Origin of the sequence: Sulfuricurvum sp., from assembly GCF_030691015.1 — a bacterium.
Lineage (GTDB): Bacteria > Campylobacterota > Campylobacteria > Campylobacterales > Sulfurimonadaceae > Sulfuricurvum.
Genome location: NZ_JAUYFF010000001.1, coordinates 1 through 19,085, shown reverse-complemented (window position 1 = coordinate 19,085; position 19,085 = coordinate 1). Strand labels below are relative to the sequence as shown.

The 19,085-nt window shown below is 43.6% G+C and carries 13 protein-coding genes; 10 read left to right on the top strand and 3 right to left on the bottom strand.

Features of this window, described 5'->3' with window-relative positions:
* Nucleotides 1-25 precede the first annotated feature (25 nt).
* From thiC to Q8O20_RS00055, 3 genes are all read left to right on the top strand, one after another.
* Nucleotides 26-1,402, top strand: a complete 1,377-nt coding sequence (thiC, locus tag Q8O20_RS00065; protein WP_304739535.1) for a phosphomethylpyrimidine synthase ThiC — start codon at nucleotides 26-28, stop codon at nucleotides 1,400-1,402.
* A 22-nt stretch (nucleotides 1,403-1,424) separates the two neighbouring features.
* A complete protein-coding gene (locus tag Q8O20_RS00060) occupies nucleotides 1,425-2,597 on the top strand; it encodes an Mrp/NBP35 family ATP-binding protein (protein WP_304739533.1) in 1,173 nt (390 codons plus the stop codon).
* Between the two features lie 106 nt (nucleotides 2,598-2,703).
* Complete coding sequence (locus Q8O20_RS00055) at nucleotides 2,704-4,497, top strand: diguanylate cyclase (RefSeq protein WP_305529484.1); 1,794 nt, start codon at nucleotides 2,704-2,706, stop codon at nucleotides 4,495-4,497.
* A 173-nt stretch (nucleotides 4,498-4,670) separates the two neighbouring features.
* Here Q8O20_RS00055 and Q8O20_RS00050 read toward each other — a convergent pair whose 3' ends face one another.
* From Q8O20_RS00050 to Q8O20_RS00040, 3 genes are all read right to left on the bottom strand, one after another.
* Nucleotides 4,671-6,509: a GGDEF domain-containing protein gene (locus tag Q8O20_RS00050; protein WP_305529483.1), complete on the bottom strand. Its 1,839-nt coding sequence runs from the start codon at nucleotides 6,507-6,509 to the stop codon at nucleotides 4,671-4,673.
* A 106-nt stretch (nucleotides 6,510-6,615) separates the two neighbouring features.
* Nucleotides 6,616-8,430 carry a glutamine--fructose-6-phosphate transaminase (isomerizing) gene (glmS, locus tag Q8O20_RS00045; protein WP_305529482.1) on the bottom strand — a complete coding sequence of 605 codons (1,815 nt, stop codon included), beginning with the start codon at nucleotides 8,428-8,430 and terminating at the stop codon, nucleotides 6,616-6,618.
* Between the two features lie 3 nt (nucleotides 8,431-8,433).
* Nucleotides 8,434-10,941, bottom strand: a complete 2,508-nt coding sequence (locus Q8O20_RS00040; protein ID WP_305529481.1) for an HD domain-containing protein — start codon at nucleotides 10,939-10,941, stop codon at nucleotides 8,434-8,436.
* 134 nt (nucleotides 10,942-11,075) lie between these two features.
* Between Q8O20_RS00040 and Q8O20_RS00035 the strand changes: the two genes are divergently transcribed.
* The 7 genes from Q8O20_RS00035 (at nucleotide 11,076) to Q8O20_RS00005 (ending at nucleotide 18,885) form a co-directional block, all read left to right on the top strand.
* On the top strand, nucleotides 11,076-12,014 hold the full coding sequence (locus Q8O20_RS00035) for a GGDEF domain-containing protein (RefSeq protein ID WP_305529480.1): 939 nt from the start codon (nucleotides 11,076-11,078) through the stop codon (nucleotides 12,012-12,014).
* Nucleotides 12,015-12,096: 82 nt separating this feature from the next.
* A complete protein-coding gene (mqnE, locus tag Q8O20_RS00030) occupies nucleotides 12,097-13,158 on the top strand; it encodes an aminofutalosine synthase MqnE (RefSeq protein ID WP_305529479.1) in 1,062 nt (353 codons plus the stop codon).
* A gap of 9 nt (nucleotides 13,159-13,167) precedes the next feature.
* Nucleotides 13,168-13,737, top strand: a complete 570-nt coding sequence (locus tag Q8O20_RS00025; protein ID WP_304741736.1) for an aminodeoxychorismate/anthranilate synthase component II — start codon at nucleotides 13,168-13,170, stop codon at nucleotides 13,735-13,737.
* Complete coding sequence (locus Q8O20_RS00020; protein WP_305529478.1) at nucleotides 13,734-14,918, top strand: hypothetical protein; 1,185 nt, start codon at nucleotides 13,734-13,736, stop codon at nucleotides 14,916-14,918. Before Q8O20_RS00025 ends, Q8O20_RS00020 begins: the two co-directional genes overlap by 4 nt.
* Nucleotides 14,919-15,011: 93 nt before the next feature.
* The gene (locus Q8O20_RS00015; protein ID WP_295055847.1) at nucleotides 15,012-16,328 is read left to right on the top strand and encodes an ATP citrate lyase citrate-binding domain-containing protein; all 1,317 of its coding nucleotides are present in this window, start codon (nucleotides 15,012-15,014) and stop codon (nucleotides 16,326-16,328) included.
* Nucleotides 16,329-16,338: 10 nt separating this feature from the next.
* Nucleotides 16,339-18,156, top strand: coding sequence for a citrate/2-methylcitrate synthase (locus Q8O20_RS00010; RefSeq protein WP_305530022.1), 1,818 nt, complete (start codon nucleotides 16,339-16,341; stop codon nucleotides 18,154-18,156).
* Nucleotides 18,157-18,267: 111 nt separating this feature from the next.
* A complete protein-coding gene (locus Q8O20_RS00005) occupies nucleotides 18,268-18,885 on the top strand; it encodes a Tfp pilus assembly protein FimT/FimU (RefSeq protein WP_305529477.1) in 618 nt (205 codons plus the stop codon).
* Nucleotides 18,886-19,085 lie beyond the last annotated feature (200 nt).

The following is a 19,085-nucleotide window of genomic DNA, read 5'->3' as shown; positions in this document are numbered from 1 at the left end:
TTTCGGAATTTAAGGAGCAAACACTATGAGAACTGAATGGGTCGCCCAAAGAGAAAACGACACTGTCCGAACTCAGATGTATTATGCCAAGCAAGGCATCATTACAGAAGAGATGGCTTACGTTGCCAAAGTAGAGGAGCTTGATCCTGAGTTGGTTCGTTCCGAAGTAGCGCGGGGACGTCTTATTATCCCTGCTAACATTAATCATAAAAATTTGGAACCGATGGCAATTGGGATTGCCGCACGTTGTAAAATTAATGCCAATATCGGATCATCCGCCATTGCGTCGGATGTGCAGGGGGAGATTGAAAAGATTCAGGTCTCTCAGCACTATAAAGCGGATACGGCGATGGATCTCTCCACAGGGGGAGACTTGGATGAGATTCGCCGTGCAGTGATTGAAAACTCTAAGATCCCGATCGGAACGGTACCTATTTATCAAATTTTGCACGATGTGAACAACAAAATCGAAGATTTGAGTATAGAAGTTATGCTCGAAGTACTGGAGCGTCAAGCGCAGCAGGGGGTGAGTTATTTCACGATCCATGCGGGCTTTTTGCTCGAAACTATGCCGAAAGTTGCCAAACGTAAGATGGGAATCGTCAGCCGTGGCGGATCTTTGATGGCGGCATGGATGATGCATTACCATCGCGAAAACCCGTTTTACACGGCGTATGATGAGATTTTGGATATTTGTGCCCGTTACGATGTCTCCCTTTCTTTGGGGGATTCCCTTCGTCCGGGGTGTTTGGCGGATGCCTCTGATGAAGCACAACTCGGAGAACTTAAAGTCCTCGGTGAATTGACACTTCGTGCGTGGGAGAAAAATGTTCAAGTGATGATCGAAGGACCGGGTCACGTTCCTCTCAATCAGATCGAGCGAAATATGAAGATTCAGCGTGAATATTGCCATGAAGCACCGTTTTATATTCTCGGCCCTCTCGTCACCGACATCGCGGCAGGGTATGATCATATCAGCTCTGCCATCGGTGCGGCAGTGGGGGGATGGCATGGCGCTTCAATGCTCTGTTACGTCACCCCGAAAGAGCATTTGGGATTGCCGAATGCCGAAGACGTCCGTGCAGGGATTATCGCCTATAAAATCGCGGCACATGCCGCCGATATCGCTCGTGGACGCAAAGGTGCTCGTGATATCGATGATGCGATGAGCGATGCACGCTATGCCTTTGATTGGAATCGTCAGTTTGAACTTGCTCTCGATCCTGAGCGGGCACGTGAGTATCACGATGAGACATTGCCTCAGGATGTCTTTAAAGATGCGGAGTTCTGTTCCATGTGCGGACCGAAATTTTGCAGCTATAAAATTACCCAGCAGATTATGGATAATCCAGAATCATTGGCTTGGATCGCTGAAGAAGCAAAAACACAAAGCGCAAGCTAAAACCACTAAGGAGAATATTTTTATGACAGAAGAAATTGTAAAATCGGCATTATCGAAAGTTACCTATCCGGGATTCACGAAAGATATCGTGACATTCGGATTCGTTAAAGAGATTAAGATTGATGGTTCTAACGTGAATGTGGTAGTCGATATTACTTCAAGTGCCCCTGAAGTGGCGCACCAAATTACGACGGAAGCGACCGATGAGTTAAAACGTGCCGGTGCGGCTGAGGTGGTTATTAACATTCAGGCTCCTAAAATGCCACGTGAAAGTTCATCTAAAGGTAAAAATATCGCCCCTCAGGTGAAAAACTTTATTATGGTAAGTTCGGGTAAAGGGGGCGTCGGTAAATCGACCACTTCGGTTAATCTTGCGGTGGCTCTTGCGATGCAGGGGAAAAAAGTGGGTCTTTTGGATGCCGATATTTATGGGCCGAATATCCCTCGTATGATGGGACTTGATGGTCAAAAACCTGAAGTGGTCGGAAATAAAGTCCTCCCATTAAAAGCGTACGGTGTTGAAGTGATGTCGATGGGTTCACTTATGGAAGAGGGGCAGTCGCTCATTTGGCGCGGTGCGATGATCATGAAAGCGATCGAGCAGTTCTTGCGCGATATAGTGTGGTCGGATCTTGATTGTCTCGTTATTGATATGCCTCCGGGTACCGGTGATGCACAACTCACGTTGGCACAAAGTGTTCCGGTCACGGTCGGTGTTACCGTTACGACTCCTCAAATGGTGTCACTCGATGATTCACGCCGTAGTTTAGATATGTTTAAAAAACTTCATATTCCGATCGCGGGTGTTGTTGAAAACATGAGCGGATTTATCGCTCCCGATACCGGTGTCGAATACGATATTTTCGGTAAAGGGACATCCAAAGCGATGGCAGATCAATTTGATACGTGCATCCTTGCCGAGATTCCTATCGAGCCTTCTATCCGAACCGGCGGGGATGAGGGAAAACCGGTGACCTATTATGCACCGACTTCGGAGACAGCAAAGCGTTATATGAAGGCAGCGGAAGATTTGTGGGCAACCATCGAGAAAATCAATGCAGATGGCGGTGTCGATAACCAAGCTATCCAGCCGAATACTCCTCCGGGTGTTTCTGCATGCTCCACTGCCGCAGCACCAAAACAAGAAACACCTGCTTCAAGCGGAAGTTGCGGCACCGGCTGCGGCTGTCACTAAAACAACCTCCTTTTCCCCCGTTTCTTGGGGGAAATGATCCCTTTTTAATAACTCTAATCTTTTTTTCAGTATAATCGATCTATTTACGTTAATTAAGTCAGGAATAATGAAAAAAGAGAAAACATTTTTTACCCTCATTCTCAGTATAGCAGGGATAACGGCTCTGTTTGTTGTCGTATTAGCAGTGACTTTTCGATATATGGGGCTTCAATCGGCGGAGAGTAAGGCAAATCTTGCGGCACATATCGTCCAAGAGTCCTTAACGTCGCATATGATTACCGGCAGTAGCGATTATCAAAACGAATTGCTAAAACAAATCGATACGTTAGAGGGGATGAAGCGTACGTGGGTTATCCGCTCTGAAGCGCTAAACAGACAATATGGAAGAGGGATATATCCACAAGATCCTGTTGATGATATAGACCGCGCCGTATTGCGTGAGGGGAAGGCCATTGAAAATGTTTCAGGCTCGTTGTTCTCTGATACCCTTTATCGCCTCACAATTCCCTACATTGCAACGGAAAAGGGAAAAATTGATTGCCTCAGTTGCCATGATAGTAAAGCAGGGGTTGTTTTAGGGGCTGTATCCATTGAGATGGAGATAAATGATCTCAAAGTAACAGGACTGATAGCGGTTGCGGTAGCGATTATTGTTTTGATGACGTTAACCTATTATCTACTTAAAACTATTCGTCGTTTTATTGCTTCGTATAAAGAGACCCTTGATGCGGTTGCATTAACAATGGAAAAAGCAGAAGGGGGTGATTATACGCATCGTATCGAACCCTCTGAGACACTGGATGGCTATAACGCCGCGATGTGGACCAATGCAGTCATGGAAAAACTCGATTCTACCCTTACTGAAAGCGGTAAAAAGATGGGTTCCCTTATCCGACTCGATCAACAAAACAGCGATCCACTCTATACCCTTCAGATGGGGGTTCATCAACTGTATGAAGTGGAGCGCTTTAGAACGGAAATAGAAAAAGATCAAAATCTCGAAGAGGTATACGCACGGATTATAGCACTGCTTCGTACGCGTTGGAATTTGAGTAATTTCAATATTTTAGAGCTCAATCCTCTTGATAAAACCACCCATATTGTCCATACCGAAAAAACACTTTTATGTGATGCGATAAGCGGCTGTCGCGCTGATAGAACGAGCGGAATGGTCGATTCGACCCAATGTGAAGTGGCGTGTCCGAAAATGATTGACCCTGATGCTCATTATGTATGCCAAAGCTATCCGATCGTTGATGATCTGGATATTGTTGTCTCATTAGTAACCTATGAAATCCGAGAAGTGGGTGCAATACGATTAGCACTTGAGCAATTGGGCAATTACATCAATGCCTCAAAACTTCAGATTATCAATAAAAAATTGCAACAGACGGTTCGGATTGATCCTCTGACACAGCTCTATAATCGTGCCTATCTCGAAGAGCTGACGAAGCTCATTGTGGCGCAATCAACACGAACAATGATCCCTTACGGTATTTTAATGATCGACATGGATCAGTTTCATCTTATCAATCAGTCCTATGGGTCTGTGGTGGGAGATGAAGTGATAAAAGCAATGGCGCACACGATTCACGAGAATCTTCGACAAGGGGATATCCTTATCCGCTACGGCGGTGATACACTCGCCGTTATTCTATACGATTACGAAGCGGATGAGGTTAATGAGGTTGCGGATACTATTCGCAACGCATTTAAGAAAAAGATTAGAATCAATACCTATGCTATATTGAAAACAGTGAGCATCGGTATATCTCTTTTCCCTGCGCAAACACCTGATATGCTTGAGGGGATCGAATACGCTAAGCGGGCATTATTAGAAGCAAAACATCAGGGAGGGAATGCCTCTTTAGTGTACGATAGTAAGTTGATGCCGGTTTAAAACTTCTGTGTATAAGTATCTCATTTAGAGAAGAGAATCTTCTATATACAATGGGGATAGTGCTGATTTAGGTGAATATCGTTAGATCGTTTAGAGAGATGAGCAAAGAGTAGGTCTAGTGATAAAGAGAACCTTCCCCTGACACAGAGGAAGGTTCTACCTCGTAGGATAGCTTAGAACTGGTCTCCGCCGCTAAACATGCGCGCTTCGAATTCGATGACACGGTTACGTCCCGTATGTTTCCCCTCGTAGAGGGCAATGTCTGCAAATTTGATCACTTTCCAGATAGAGTCAGCCTGAGATGGGAAGTGGGCAATCCCGATACTCAAGGTTTTTTGAACCGTATCATTTCCAAATTGAAATTTCTTCTCATTGAAAGCAGTTCGTATTTTCTCAGCTACGGACAATGCCCCCTCAGGTGTTGTGTTATGAAGCAGTACCAGGAATTCTTCTCCGCCGTAACGGACAGGAAGGTCTGCTTTTCGGATTGCGTGGACTAAAATTTCGGATAATGATTTAATGACGATATCTCCGGCATCGTGCCCATAGGTATCATTTATCATTTTAAAGTAATCGATGTCAATCATAAGTACGGCGTAAGACATATTTGAACGAGCCGCCTGCTCTGAACTTTTATCGATAAACTCTTCTAAAAAGCGGCGGTTATAAAGGCCGGTGGCTCCGTCTCGCAGAGAAGAGTCGCGAAGTTTATCCATCAACGTACGACTTTCGATGACTGCTTTAGCTGCTTCAAAATAGTTTTTGATGCTCGGTAACGCAAGATTCATCATTTCAATCGTTTCCGTGTCTTTTGCAGAATAGGAGAGGATGAGCGCTAAATCATCATTGATGTTAAACGGAATACACGAGTACTCTTTGTCTTCGGCACAATTGGCGCAGATATTTGGGAAATCAGTCGAATAGACATCACTGGCTGTTCGGAAAGCTCGACACTCTAAGGTATCTTTATCGGCGCTTGGAAGGCAAAAACTTTTGTGATCGGTAATGTGGATCAGTTTGCGTTCTTTGGTTGTTTTGTCCACTTCATAAAGTGCAAAATGGTGAAAATGAAATTTCTCTTTTAAGATATAAATAAATCGGTCATATACGGCATCTTTATTCGCATCATGCTCAATGGTCTTTTTAAATTTATAAACATCGGAAAGCTCTTGGATAATGACTCCGGCTGTACTGAGGGGGTCACTGCTACAGATATTGGAGCGTGACGCAAAAGTGTTAAGATTATGTTTGATCCCGCCGAAGGTGTCTTCCATTTTTTGGAATAGGGTATTCATTTGTTCGGCAACTTCACTTCCCGCATCTTTAAGGGAGGTGGTGAATCGGAAACTGAAATCTCCGGTACGAGCTCGCTTGATACCGTTTTGAAGATTATCAAAAAGTTTCATATAAGGTTTAAAATAGTGGTTGGTGACCCACAGCGCGATAATAATAAAGATGACATTGATAGCAAAAATCTTAGCAATAGTCATAGCACCCGTCTGACGAATTTCGTTGATATTGAACTCCATACTGATGGCACCTAGAACATCACCCTCTTGAACATTATGACAGGTGAGACAGTTCGGATTTCCATACGCTGTCGCGGTGTAGGGAATCGTTACCCGTAAAACTGCATTTTTCGGGTCTTCACGGATCTCTCTAACCGTGATCCCCTCTTTGAGAACTTTCCGATCCATGGCATCTCGGGGTTTCTCATTTTGCATCCCCTCGCCGTATTGTTTGATAACGCTATCGGCTCGAACAATCCAAAGCGCTTGGACGTCTTTGATATTGGCGATATTACCGAGAAAAAACTCCCGTTTGTCCATGATGCCGTTTACCATGTGCGCCGTTAATCCGTCACGCACGATTTCAGCAGTCATTTTTGATTTTTCAATCGCATTGTTGTACCCGTAATCACGAAAGTTGAGGGCAACGTTGGTGATAGTAGCTACAGCAAGCCCGATGAGCATCAAAGCAACGATGAATAATATTTTCCGGTTTGCATTCATATTGTATTACCTTATATTTTGAGAGTTAAAAATAGAGAATTATTTAAGTACTGACAATATCTAAATTATTTTTAAAGTTAGATGAAAGTGGAAGAAAGTGGAACGGCTATTCGACCGTAACACTTTTTGCGAGATTGCGCGGCATATCGACATCATTTCCTAATCGGATAGCGATTTCCATGGAGAGAAGTTGTAAAACAACCATCATCTCAAAAAATTCGAGCATATAATCTTCCCTATGTGCAGTGCGAATATGATCGTCAGCTTTATCAAAATCAAGGGGACTGATAGAACAGATAGTGGAGTCGCGTGCGCTGAGTTCTTCGATATTGCTTTTGGTTTTGTCGTACAGTTTGTGCTGTGGAAGGAGGGCAATGGTAAAGAGCTCAGGATCGGCGAGTGCGATAGGCCCGTGTTTCATCTCTCCACTCGGGTAACCCTCAGCGTGCAGGTAGGTGATCTCTTTGAGTTTCAATGCTCCCTCGAGCGCAAGAGGGAAAAAGACATCCCTTCCGATGAAAAAGAAGCCGTGACCGTGCAGGTAGCGTTTACTTAAGCGGCGAAGCTGCTCATGCAAAGCACTCTCAACAGTAACGGTCACAGGCAGAGTACGTAAAAGTTTAATCTGGCGTTTGATCTCATCAATCGGGAGTGTTTTGCGCACGTCTCCCAGATAGAGGCTAAGCATCCATAATACACATACTTGGGTTGCAAACGCTTTGGTGGAAGCGACCCCTTTTTCGATCCCTGCACGGGTGAGGATAGATGCATCGGCTAACCGTACCATTGAAGAGTTGTCAACGTTACAAATAACCATAGTCTTGAGATTATTGCGTTTCGCCATTTTTAGGCTCTCTAACGTATCGGCCGTTTCACCGCTTTGGCTTATAACGACGAAAAGGGTACCCTGGGTGAGAAACGGTTCACGGTAACGAAATTCACTGGCGATTTCAACCGAGGTTTTAATTTTGGCGTGGCGTTCGAATAGATAACTGGCTACGAGCGCGGCATGGTAGCTGGTACCGCAGGCACAGAATTTGATTTCGTTAATCCCTTCAAAAAGGTCACTTTCAAGTTCTTCAAAATAGACGCTCTCATCGCGTAAGCGCCCGAGAAGGGTATCGGCCAAAACACGGCTTTGCTCATAAATCTCTTTTTCCATGAAAAATCGGAACCCCTCTTTTTGGGCGGAGAGTTTGTTTTCAGAGAGAGGAGTGAAACGGAGTGTTACCGGATTGTTATGCTCATCAAACATCTCGATTGTTTTTGCGGATGCGTAGCCGTAATGACCGTCTTCGAGATAGATCACTTCATGGCATTTTCCGATCAATGCGGCATCGGAAGAGCCAAAGAGTGTTTCATTTTCACGGTTACGCCCGATAATCATCGGAGAGCCGTGTTTGGCAAAGAATATTGTCCCCTCAGCATCGGCGTTGACGAGCAATATCGCATACGCTCCTTGAAGCTGTGCGAGGGTTTGCTGAAATGCTTCAAACGGGGTGGAAGCACTTTTGAGCTGGTATTCGAAAAGATGGACGATTACTTCGGTATCGGTTTGGCTTAAAAACTGTACCCCGTGCGCCGTGAGCATGGTCTTGAGTTCTTGATAGTTTTCGATGATACCGTTGTGGACAACATACGAGTTTTGTCCCAGATGGGGATGGGCATTGAGCTCGGTCGGTTTACCGTGTGTTGCCCAGCGGGTATGACCGATACCGACGGAAAACCCGGTACTCTCGTAATTTTGGGCTTTTTCTTCGAGGTTGATAAGTTTCCCCACTGCTTTGAACAAGGAGAAGTTGCCGTCTTGCAAAACGGCGATGCCGGCGGAATCATATCCGCGATATTCAAGTTCACGAAGCCCGTCGATCAAGATTTTTTTAACCGGTTTGACTCCGATGTACCCTACAATACCGCACATAAGCTATTCTCCTATTAATTTATCAATTATTTCGCGCGCATTATCGCACATCCTGTTTTGTTTTTCGATTAAGAAATGATCTCTGGCCATATTTTTATTGGTATGGATTTTTGCGGTAGCGATATTAATCTCTGCTTCATCGAAACATTGGACAAAATAAGCCAATAATCCCCGCTGATTTGTCGTATTGAGATTGAGCTGGGCGTAATGGATAGAGTGGTCACAATCGAGGGTGATTTCGCTTGCTTTGATAATCGGTTTGGGAAGGGCGAGCTTTTTAGACATATCGAATGCCTCTTCGACGATAATCTGAATCTGCTCCATAGTCCCCTCTAACGGACGTTGTAAAAATTCGATTTTAAAATATTTGATACCGTCAAATAGGGTAAAAATATCCATAGAAGCGACATCTAGATAACTGAGTTTTCCGAGCAGATAGCCGAGATTGAGCGGTATGCGGCGAAAAATATGGATAACCAGTCCTCTTTCGATTTCAAGCTGATAGGTGAAACTTTGGCATTTAAACGCCTCTTTGGAAAGGGTGACGATATCAGCGGGGGTGTGTTTGAAAAAGAAAAGATTCGATTCGATTGCGAGAATCTTTTTTTGCTCAATTTTAGAGAGTTGCAGGAACTCAGGATCGTGATTGAGCCGTTTTTCTTTGTTGACACGCTTAATCGCATCGGTGATCCGATCGTTTTGGGAAGCGATTTCGAGAGATGCTTCGTAGAGTTCATGGAGTAAGTTGGCTCCGAAGCTCGTGTAGGTTCCATTTCCTACGCCGTTGATGTCCGCATATGTCAGGATATACAGCAGAGTTAAATTTTCCGGTGTCTTGATTTTGGACATAAATTGGTAGAGCGTTTTTTCATTATAAAGATTTTCACGATAGGCGACATTACTCATCAATACATGGTGGCGTATGAGAAGTGCTCCACGCTCTAACTGCTGAGTAGGGAGCTTGAAATTTTTCAAGAACGGGACGATGAGTTTGGCACCTACTTCCGAGTGATCTTGTTTACGACCTTTACCGGTATCGTGAAGGAGAATGACCGCTTTGAGGAGGAGTTTATCTGATGCGGACAGCGGTTGATAAAGGGCTTCTACATAAGGATCTTTTATCGATTCAAGAGCTTCAATACATTTGATAGAATGCAAATCGACAGGGTAATGGTGATAGCCGTCAAACTGCGGCAGATGCAGTACTTTTTTGAACGCTCCTATGAGATGATGCAAGATACCCGCATCGTAAAAAAGTTTTACAATGACATAGAAATGTTGGCGTTCAAATAGCTTGCGTAATAAGGTATACGTTTTAGCTCTTAGCGGATGTTTGATGTGGGCATAGGTAAAATGAAAGAGAACACTTGAATCAAATACCCATTCACGATCTTCCAACCCTGCCAATAGTTCCAACAGCGTGTCGATCGGAGGTGTCGGTGTGTTATACGAAGCGTAGAGTGTCCCTTCGACACAATAAAACCCTTTATGAATTCTTCCTGAGCGGAGTGCTGAGAGTTGCGCTGGATCAACAAGATAATGACGTGCCATTTTCTTCACATAAATCTGGGTGAAGTTGTTGATGCGCCATTGGGCTTCCAAGAGACGGCTGACAAGACGTTTTTCATCACTGAATCCTAACATTTGCGCAATACGAGGCATATAGTCAAGGACAAGTTGATCTTGCTGTTTTCCGCTGAGGAGATGGAGCGCACTACGGACGCGGAAGAGCAGTTCAAGAGCAATCCGATATTCACGATAGTGATCATCGCTGAAGAGTTCGCCGCTGAGTTCTTTGAGGCTATTGACGCCGTAAATCGTTTTGGCGATCCAATAGAGCAACTGCGAATCACGCAAACCGCCCACCCCCTCTTTGATATGGGGTTGCATCGAAAAAGGGAATTTAGTGCGACGAATATCGGCTTCTTCAATTTTGGCCATAATAAATGATTTCGGGTCATCGTTGCGGATAGCCGTCAAACAGTTTTGTGTGACACTCCACGTAAAAGGGGAGCCGATGATGAGACGTGACTCCATCATGGCCGTTTTAATGGTGATATCTTCGCGTGATGCATTGAGTAGATCATTGATTTCATGGACGCGATGCCCGAGTTTTAGCCCTGCATCCCATGCTAAATAGAGAAATTTCTCGATAATGGCGGCAGTATTGTATCCATCGTTCTTCTCATACACGATCATAAGATCAATATCGCTGTGGACACACAGCTGTTCACGTCCGTAGCTCCCGAGGGCAATAAAAGCGATGGGGATAGAACTGCGCATCGGAAGATAGTTTCCAAACATCCGTCGTAGAACTGTTTTATACATAAGCGAGATAATCGAATCGAGAGTTTTGGTGTGGATGACGAGGAAATCTTTCCCCTGATTACGCTCGAAAAGTTCAGACAGAGAGTTTTTATAATCGGATATATGAGTTTTAAAAAGTTTGGATATCTCAAAATCACTGGCATTATGGTCGATTAGGTCTTCGATTCGTTCGGTAATACTCATTGGGATCACTTTTTATTTTATTGTAGCGCATAATATTTTTTTTGGAGAAAAGAGAACGGCTAAAAAAGAGGCAAAATTAAAATAGTGTTGACACAAAAATGATACAATCTTCACAAAGCGAGGAGAAACGGAAAATGGATAGCAGTATCATTAATCAAAAAATATTAGATATTCATGATCACGTGATGGGTCTTTTACGTTCAATGAAGCTTCCCCCGTATCCTTCGCAGTATAAAAAGTTTTTTGACCAGCTTTTTGCAGAAACGGCCGATGAAGAGCTTCGTAAAGATCAAGAAAACGTAGATCATAAAGCCCTCAGCGATTCCAAAGAGGATGTAACCAAATATCTCGATATGGTAGAACACTCTGTCGTCTCTTTTATTGAGTCACATTCGGGTATCGCATCGGTTGCAGAGCTTCAGCGTCAATACATCGATAACGCCCCCTCCGGTTCGTTGGAAAAATTTGTCACTTTTATTGAAGGGTTAAGCGCCCTTAATCAAACGATGTATGAAGAGCTTGAAAAATCGCAATCGAAAATTAATGCCCTCAACCAAGAACTTCAGGTAGCCCGCTCGGAACTCACCACCGATCCGTTGACCAAAGTTGGAAACCGCCAAGGATTTAGTGAAGATATCGAGCCCTTAATCGAAGCGGGTATTAACAAAAAACTCTCTTTGGTCTTAATGATGATCGATATAGACAACTTTAAATTTCTCAATGATGAATTCGGGTATGTAGCAGGGGATAAAGTACTTTATTTCATTGCGCAAACGATCAAAGGGATGATCCGAACGGCAGATAAAGTGTACCGTTATGGAGGAGAAGAGTTTGCCGTCGTCCTTAACCGCTGTGATGTGACACAGGCACAAATGATTGCCGATAAAATTCGCGAAAAAATAGAGAAAAGCAATCTCCTCTATGCGGGGAAGAGTGTTCACGTCACCATCAGTGCCGGTGTTACGATCCATCAACAGGGAGATACTTTGGAAGATCTTATCAGTCGTGCCGATAAAGCACTCTATTGTGCGAAAAAATCGAATAAAAACTGCACGGTATTATTTGATTGGTAAGTTTAAAAAATGTGGTGCAGTTAAAGAAGAGCGTTTTTTCTTTTGCTATAATGCGCGTCAAATATAGTAATAAAGATTGAATATGGATTTGATATCAAAAGTAAAAAACAATGAGCGTTTGAACGCAGACGAAGCGGTCGCATTGTACGATTTAGACCTCTTTAGCCTCGGCGAACTTGCCGATGAGCGTCGTAAAGCATTGCACGGTAAACGAACTTATTTTAATATCAACCGTCATATCAATCCGACCAATGTATGTAAAGATATCTGTAAATTTTGTGCGTACAGTGCAAGCCGTAAAAATCCCAATCCTTATACCATGAGTCATGAAGAGATTTTGGCGATCACCGACGATATCGTTGCACGCGGTATTTCGGAAGTGCATATCGTCTCTGCGCACAACCCTGATACGGGGTTAGAGTGGTATCTCGAAGTCTTCAGTAAAATAAAAGCACGTCATCCCAACCTCCATATCAAAGCCCTCACGGCGGCAGAAGTTCATTTTCTCGCCGAAGAGTACGGCAAAAGTTACGATGAGATTATTGAGCTGATGATAGCCAACGGGGTTGATTCGATGCCGGGAGGCGGTGCGGAGATTTTTGACGAGAAAGTGCGCGATTACATCTGTAAAGGGAAAGTTAATTCTGCTCAATGGTTGGAAATCCACCGTAAATGGCATGAACGTGGGATGAAGTCCAATGTAACTATGCTTTTTGGTCACGTCGAAGAGCGCGCTCATCGGATCGATCATATGATGCGAATACGTGATTTGCAAGATGCAACAGGGGGGTTTAACTGCTTTATCCCTCTGGTGTATCAGAGCGAAAACAACTTTTTGAACGTCAAAGAGTCGATAACAGCACATGAAATTCTCAAAACTATGGCAATTAGCCGTATCGTTCTCGATAATGTCCCGAACCTCAAGGCTTATTGGGTTACCTCTACGGTCAATCTCGCCCTTGTTGCTCAAGAATTCGGAGCAAACGATCTTGACGGTACGATTGAAAAAGAGTCGATCAACTCTGCTGCAGGGGCGGCAAGTGCGCACGGTGTCAATCTTGAAGAGTTCGTTGCCCTAATAAAGAACAGCGGCTTTGAGCCGATCGAACGTGATAGCTTGTATAATACAATTAAAGCTTGGTAAGGAAAAGCAATGATTTTAATGATTGATAACTATGACAGTTTTACCTACAACATTGTTCAGTATTGCTTGGAACTTGGGGCTGATTTGAAAATTATCCGTAACGATGAACTCACGGTCGAAGAGATCGAAGCGCTTCATCCGGAAAAGATCATCATCTCTCCGGGACCTGCAACTCCCGATGATGCAGGGGTAACCCTTGATGTCATTCGTCATTTTGCCGATAAAGTGCCTATTTTAGGAATTTGTTTGGGTCATCAAAGTATTGCTCAAGTATTCGGTGGCAATGTCGTGCGGGCAAATCGGATGATGCACGGGAAAACCTCTACAATGGTACGAACGGGAGAAACGCCTATTTTTAATAAATTGCCGGAGATGTTTACCGCTACTCGTTATCACTCATTGATTGTTGAGCAGGAGAATCTCCCCGATGTGATTATTCCGACAGCGTACAGCGAAGACGATCATGAAATTATGGCGTTGGAGATCAAAAACAAACCGATTTACGGCGTACAGTTTCACCCCGAATCGATTATGAGTGAATTCGGGCATGAGATACTCAACAATTTTCTAAAACTATGAGAGAAAAAGCCCTTTTTTCTATAATAATAGGGATTAATTTTTTAATCCTGCTGTTACAGATTCAAGGGCTCTCTATCGGCTATCACGAAGCACAGATTTTATACGGTGACTTTTCCCCTCTACAATTTTTAATCTCTTCTTCTCTCCATTTTTTCGGACAGAATGACTACGCACTTAGAGTACCGATGATTGTGTTGCATCTGTTTTCGGTAGTTCTCCTGTATGCTATTTCAAAACACTATGTTTCGCGTGAGGGCGATCGTTTATGGATTGTATTGATTTATACCCTTCTTCCAGGGGTTACGAGTGCCGCATTGGTCGTTGATAATGCCGGATTGGTGATCGTCTCCCTTTTTCTATTTGGGTACCTTCATCTGAATTATGGGCGATACGCATTAGGATTACTCCCTTTTTTGATCGCTGTTGACCCCGCATTTGCCTATCTTTTTTTCGCAATCGCCTTATATGGAGCTTACCGAAAAGAGTATCTATATATTGTTACGGGCACTGTCGCTCTCGTAGTATCTCTGAGTTTCTACGGAATTCATATCGGCGGTTCTCCTGAAAGCCGTTTTCTGGATGCATTAGGTGTTTATACCGCTATTTTTTCTCCGATTGTTTTTCTCTATCTCTTTTATGTCCTTTATCGCCGTATGATCGCCAAAGAGTGGGATTTAATTTGGATGATCGCTATGAGTGCGTTTATGATCTCTTTACTCCTTTCATTTCGGCAAAAAGTGGAAGTACAAACCTTCGCCCCTTTTTTACTTTTGGCGTTACCACTCGCGGCACAAACCTTTTTCCATACCTATCGTATTAGACTGCGTGAATTTCGCGGACGTTACCGAATCCTTTTTTACAGTGCATTTGCACTCCTAGTCATCAATGTTTTAGCTGTTTTCTTTAACCACTATTTTTACCGTTTTTTGAGCAATCCGACTCGCCATTTTTCCTATCCGATGCATGTTGCCAAAGAACTGTCGGGTGTATTGCATCATGAAAATATTCAGTGTGTTGATGCGGGGGATGTGAAACTGCAATTACGGCTTCGTTTTTACGAAATCACCCAGTGCAATGAGAACCGCTTGGAGAGCAAGTTGAATCCATATGGCAAAAAGGTTACAATAAGTTACATAAATACACCAATTTATGAGACGTATGTTACCAAAGTAAACAAATAGTGATCTTATTCTCCTGAAAAACATCTCAGATGTCCCTCAAATTCCCTATAGATGATATAATTTTCGTTAAATAGATTATTCGAAGGAGTTGCAATGGCTCAAAGAGCGATTCGTGAATACGACGGTAAAGCAATTTTCTCTAAACATTGGGAAAAATACTTCAGTGGGTTTCATTACGGTTTTAAATCAGTATTGGTAACCAATGGTGATGAATTGCGTGCATGTGCACAAAAACACGGTTTTGAGTGGTTAAAACAAGAGGCATTGGTTGCTAAACCCGATATGCTATTCGGCAAACGCGGGAAAAACGATCTTGTATTGTTTAAAACTGCCAAACCGGGTGATGTCACACTTGAAGATGCCGCTAAATGGATTGACGAAAAAATTGCGCATGAAGTAACACTTCTTTCAGGACAAAAAGGGACATTGACCCATTTTATTGTTGAGCCGTTCACTCCGCACTCTCAAGATCAAGAGTACTATATTTCAGCGACTACAGTCGGTGAAGATGATGTTCTTTACCTATCGGCTGAGGGGGGTATGGAAGTTGAAGAGGGATGGGAAGAAAAAGTTAACGAAGTGACCATTCCTATTACTATGGATGACGCTTCAATCGAGCATCTTATCCGTGCCAATGTTCCATCCGGCATTCCGGCTGAAAACAAAGAGCGCTTTATTGCGTTTGCCGAGCAGTTTTACAAATTCTACCGTGATCAAAATTTTGCTTATCTTGAAATCAATCCGATCGTCATGATCGGTAACGATATGCACATTCTTGATCTTGTTGCACGTCTTGATGACACGGCAGGATTTATGATGGGTGATGCATGGTGCGGTGCTGAGTTCCCGACGGCTTTCGGTATGGAAGATCAATCTCCTGAAGAAAAAGCGATCGCGGAAGCAGACTCGAAATCGGGTGCTTCATTGAAACTTACTATTCTTAATCCTATGGGACGTATCTGGACTATGGTCGCGGGCGGTGGAGCATCGGTTGTGTATGCCGATACTATTGCCGACCTCTCAGGAAACGTTGCCGATCTTGCCAACTACGGTGAGTACTCCGGCGGACCGACTACGGGAGAAACCAAGTTTTACGCGGATACAGTCCTTGATCTTATGACACGTCACAAAGATCCTAAAGGGCGCGATAAAATCCTTATCATCGGGGGTGCGATTGCAAACTTTACCGATGTAGCGAAAACCTTTACGGGGATTATCCAATCATTCGAAACGTATGCGGATCGTATGAAAGAGCATAACACACGTATTTATGTACGTCGCGGCGGACCGAACTATGAAAAAGGTCTCAAAGATATTAAAGAAGCGGCAGACCGTTTAGGTCTCTATATCGAAGTTTATGGGCCAGAAACACACGTAACGGATATCGTACGTATGGCTTTAGAGAAATAAGGAGAGAATGATGGGTGCTTTATTTACCAAAGATACACAAGCAATTTTTTGGAACAACAACGCAAGCGCTATCCAACGTATGTTGGATTACGACTATGTAATCAATCGCGTTAAACCTTCGGTTGCGGCAATCGTTGCTCCGACTTCAGGTAATAAATTCGAGAAGTTTTTCTATGGTCCGGATGAGATTATGGTTCCGGTATTTCGTAACACTACCGAAGCGGCAGCGGCATTCCCGAATGCCGATGTTCTTTTGAACTTCGGATCTTTCCGTACGGCGTATGACGTTACGATGGAAGCGATCGCGATCAAAGGACAATTCAAAACGGTCATGGTAACCGCAGAAGGTATCCCTGAGCGTTTGGCGCGTAAAATGAACCAAGCGGCTCGCGATGCGGGTGTGGTAGTTATCGGACCGGCAACGGTCGGCGGTATCGCACCGGGCGGATTCAAAATCGCAAACGTCGGCGGAACTATCGAAAATATCATTAACTCTAAATTGCACCGTGCGGGTTCATGCGGATTGGTAACCCGTTCAGGCGGTTTGTTCAATGAGCTTTCCAACATCATCAGTATCAATGCTGACGGTATTGCTGAGGGTGTTGCGATCGGCGGAGACCGTTTTGTCGGATCAGTATTTATTGATAACCTTCTTCGTATGGAGAGAAACCCTGAAGTTAAATACATGGTTCTTCTCGGTGAAGTAGGGGGGACTGAAGAGTACAAAGTGATCGAAGCGGTAAAATCCGGCAAGATCAAAAAACCGATCATTGCATGGTGTATCGGTACCATTGCTAAGCATTTCAGCTCAGGTGTCCAATTCGGTCACGCGGGTGCTTCGGCAAATGCGGATGCAGAGACGGCAGCGTCTAAAAATGAAGCGATGGCAGCAGCAGGTATCTATGTACCGGCAAGCTTCAATGATCTTCCGCAGACAATCGCGGAAGTGTACGGAAAACTTCGCTCTGAGGGTATAATCGGCGAGATTGTTGAACCGGAATTACGTGAAGTACCAAAAGTACGCCGTAAAAAAGAGTTCATCTGTACGATCTCTGATGACCGTGGTGATGAAGCGACCTACGCAGGGTACCCGATCAGCTCGGTTGCAACTCCTGAAACCGGTTTCGGTATCGGCGATGTTATTTCACTCCTTTGGTTCAAAAAACGTTATCCGAAATGGGCGACAGATTATCTTGAGACGGTTATCAAAACCGTTGCCGATCACGGTCCAGCCGTTTCGGGTGCACATAATGCAAAAGTAACCGCTCGTGCAGGGAAAGATGTTATCAGCTCATTGGTAACTGGTTTGTTGACTATCGGACCACGTTTCGGTGGAGCGATTGATGATGCGGCTCGTTATTTCAAATACGCAAACGACCGTGGCATGTCTCCTGCTGAATTTATCGATTATATGAAAAAAGAGGGTAAAACCATTTCCGGTATCGGTCACCGTATCAAATCGGTTCGTAACCCGGATCTTCGTGTATCAGGATTGAAAAAATACGCGGCTGAGCATTTCCCAAGCACACCGTTGCTTGATTTTGCACTTGAAGTTGAGAAATTAACGACGTCTAAAAAAGATAACCTGATTTTAAACGTTGACGGTACTATCGGTATCTTGATGGTCGATATGTGGCGTGCACTTGGTTACTCAGAAGATGAGATTGACGGATTCATCGAAGCGGGTGCATTGAACGCATTCTTCGTTGTCGGTCGCTCTATCGGATTTATCGGTCATATCCTTGATGAAAAACGTCTCGGTATGCCGATGTATCGCCACCCGACAGACGATATCCTCTACAACGTCGAACTCGCAGACGAAATCTAAACCTTTCCTTTTCTTCCCGCGAAAGCGGGAAGAACCCTTCTTTCGCTTCAAACTTTCTCCTTTTTTGTTATAATCGTTTTTTAATGAATTTTGTTTTCTAAAGGTTTCATAATGAAACGTTTTGCTTTCACCTTGCTAGAACTTGTCTTTGTTATTATAGTAATAGGTATTTTAGCTGTTCTTGCTATGCCCAACTTCAACCGTAATTCCTTAATAGAAGCATCTGAACAAGTAGCTGGTCACATTCGATATACACAACACCTTGCTATGACGGATGATAAGTTTGATCCGACTGATCAATTATGGTTCCGTGAAAATTGGCAGATTGAATTTACATCAACCGCAACTAATGTGTGGTATAAAATTTACTGTGACACTGATCATAATGGAAATTCAGATAGCGTTACTCATAAAGAGGTTGCAACAGATCCATTAACAGCTGATTCGTTAGATGGAAATAGTGATATTACTGATCTTAAAAAGAAATATGCAATTAAAAGTGTTATATTTTCCGCAAACTGCAAAGGTAACGGTACCGGCAAAGAATTAGCATTTGATGCATTAGGACGACCATATTTTTATATTACAAGTGCAAATCCACCTGTCACAAATATGAATCAATATTTACTTACCTCTGATTGCAATATCACGTTAGTTCATGAAAATGAAGGAAATGCTACGATTATGGTACGCCCTCAAACCGGATATGTATCGGTTAGCTACAACTAAAAAGTGGTTTTTTCCACTTTCTTTAAATTTCTTCCCGAAACCTCTTGACTTCTTTGTCGATTTCCCCTATAATTCCCGTCCACAAACGCTGATAGGCCTTGAGTTAAGACCTAGAGTTTGAGTTTGCGATCATTGAAAACTAAGTAGGTTAAACGGTTCGAGACTTTCTCGAAGACGTTGACCTTTAATGTCAACACAAT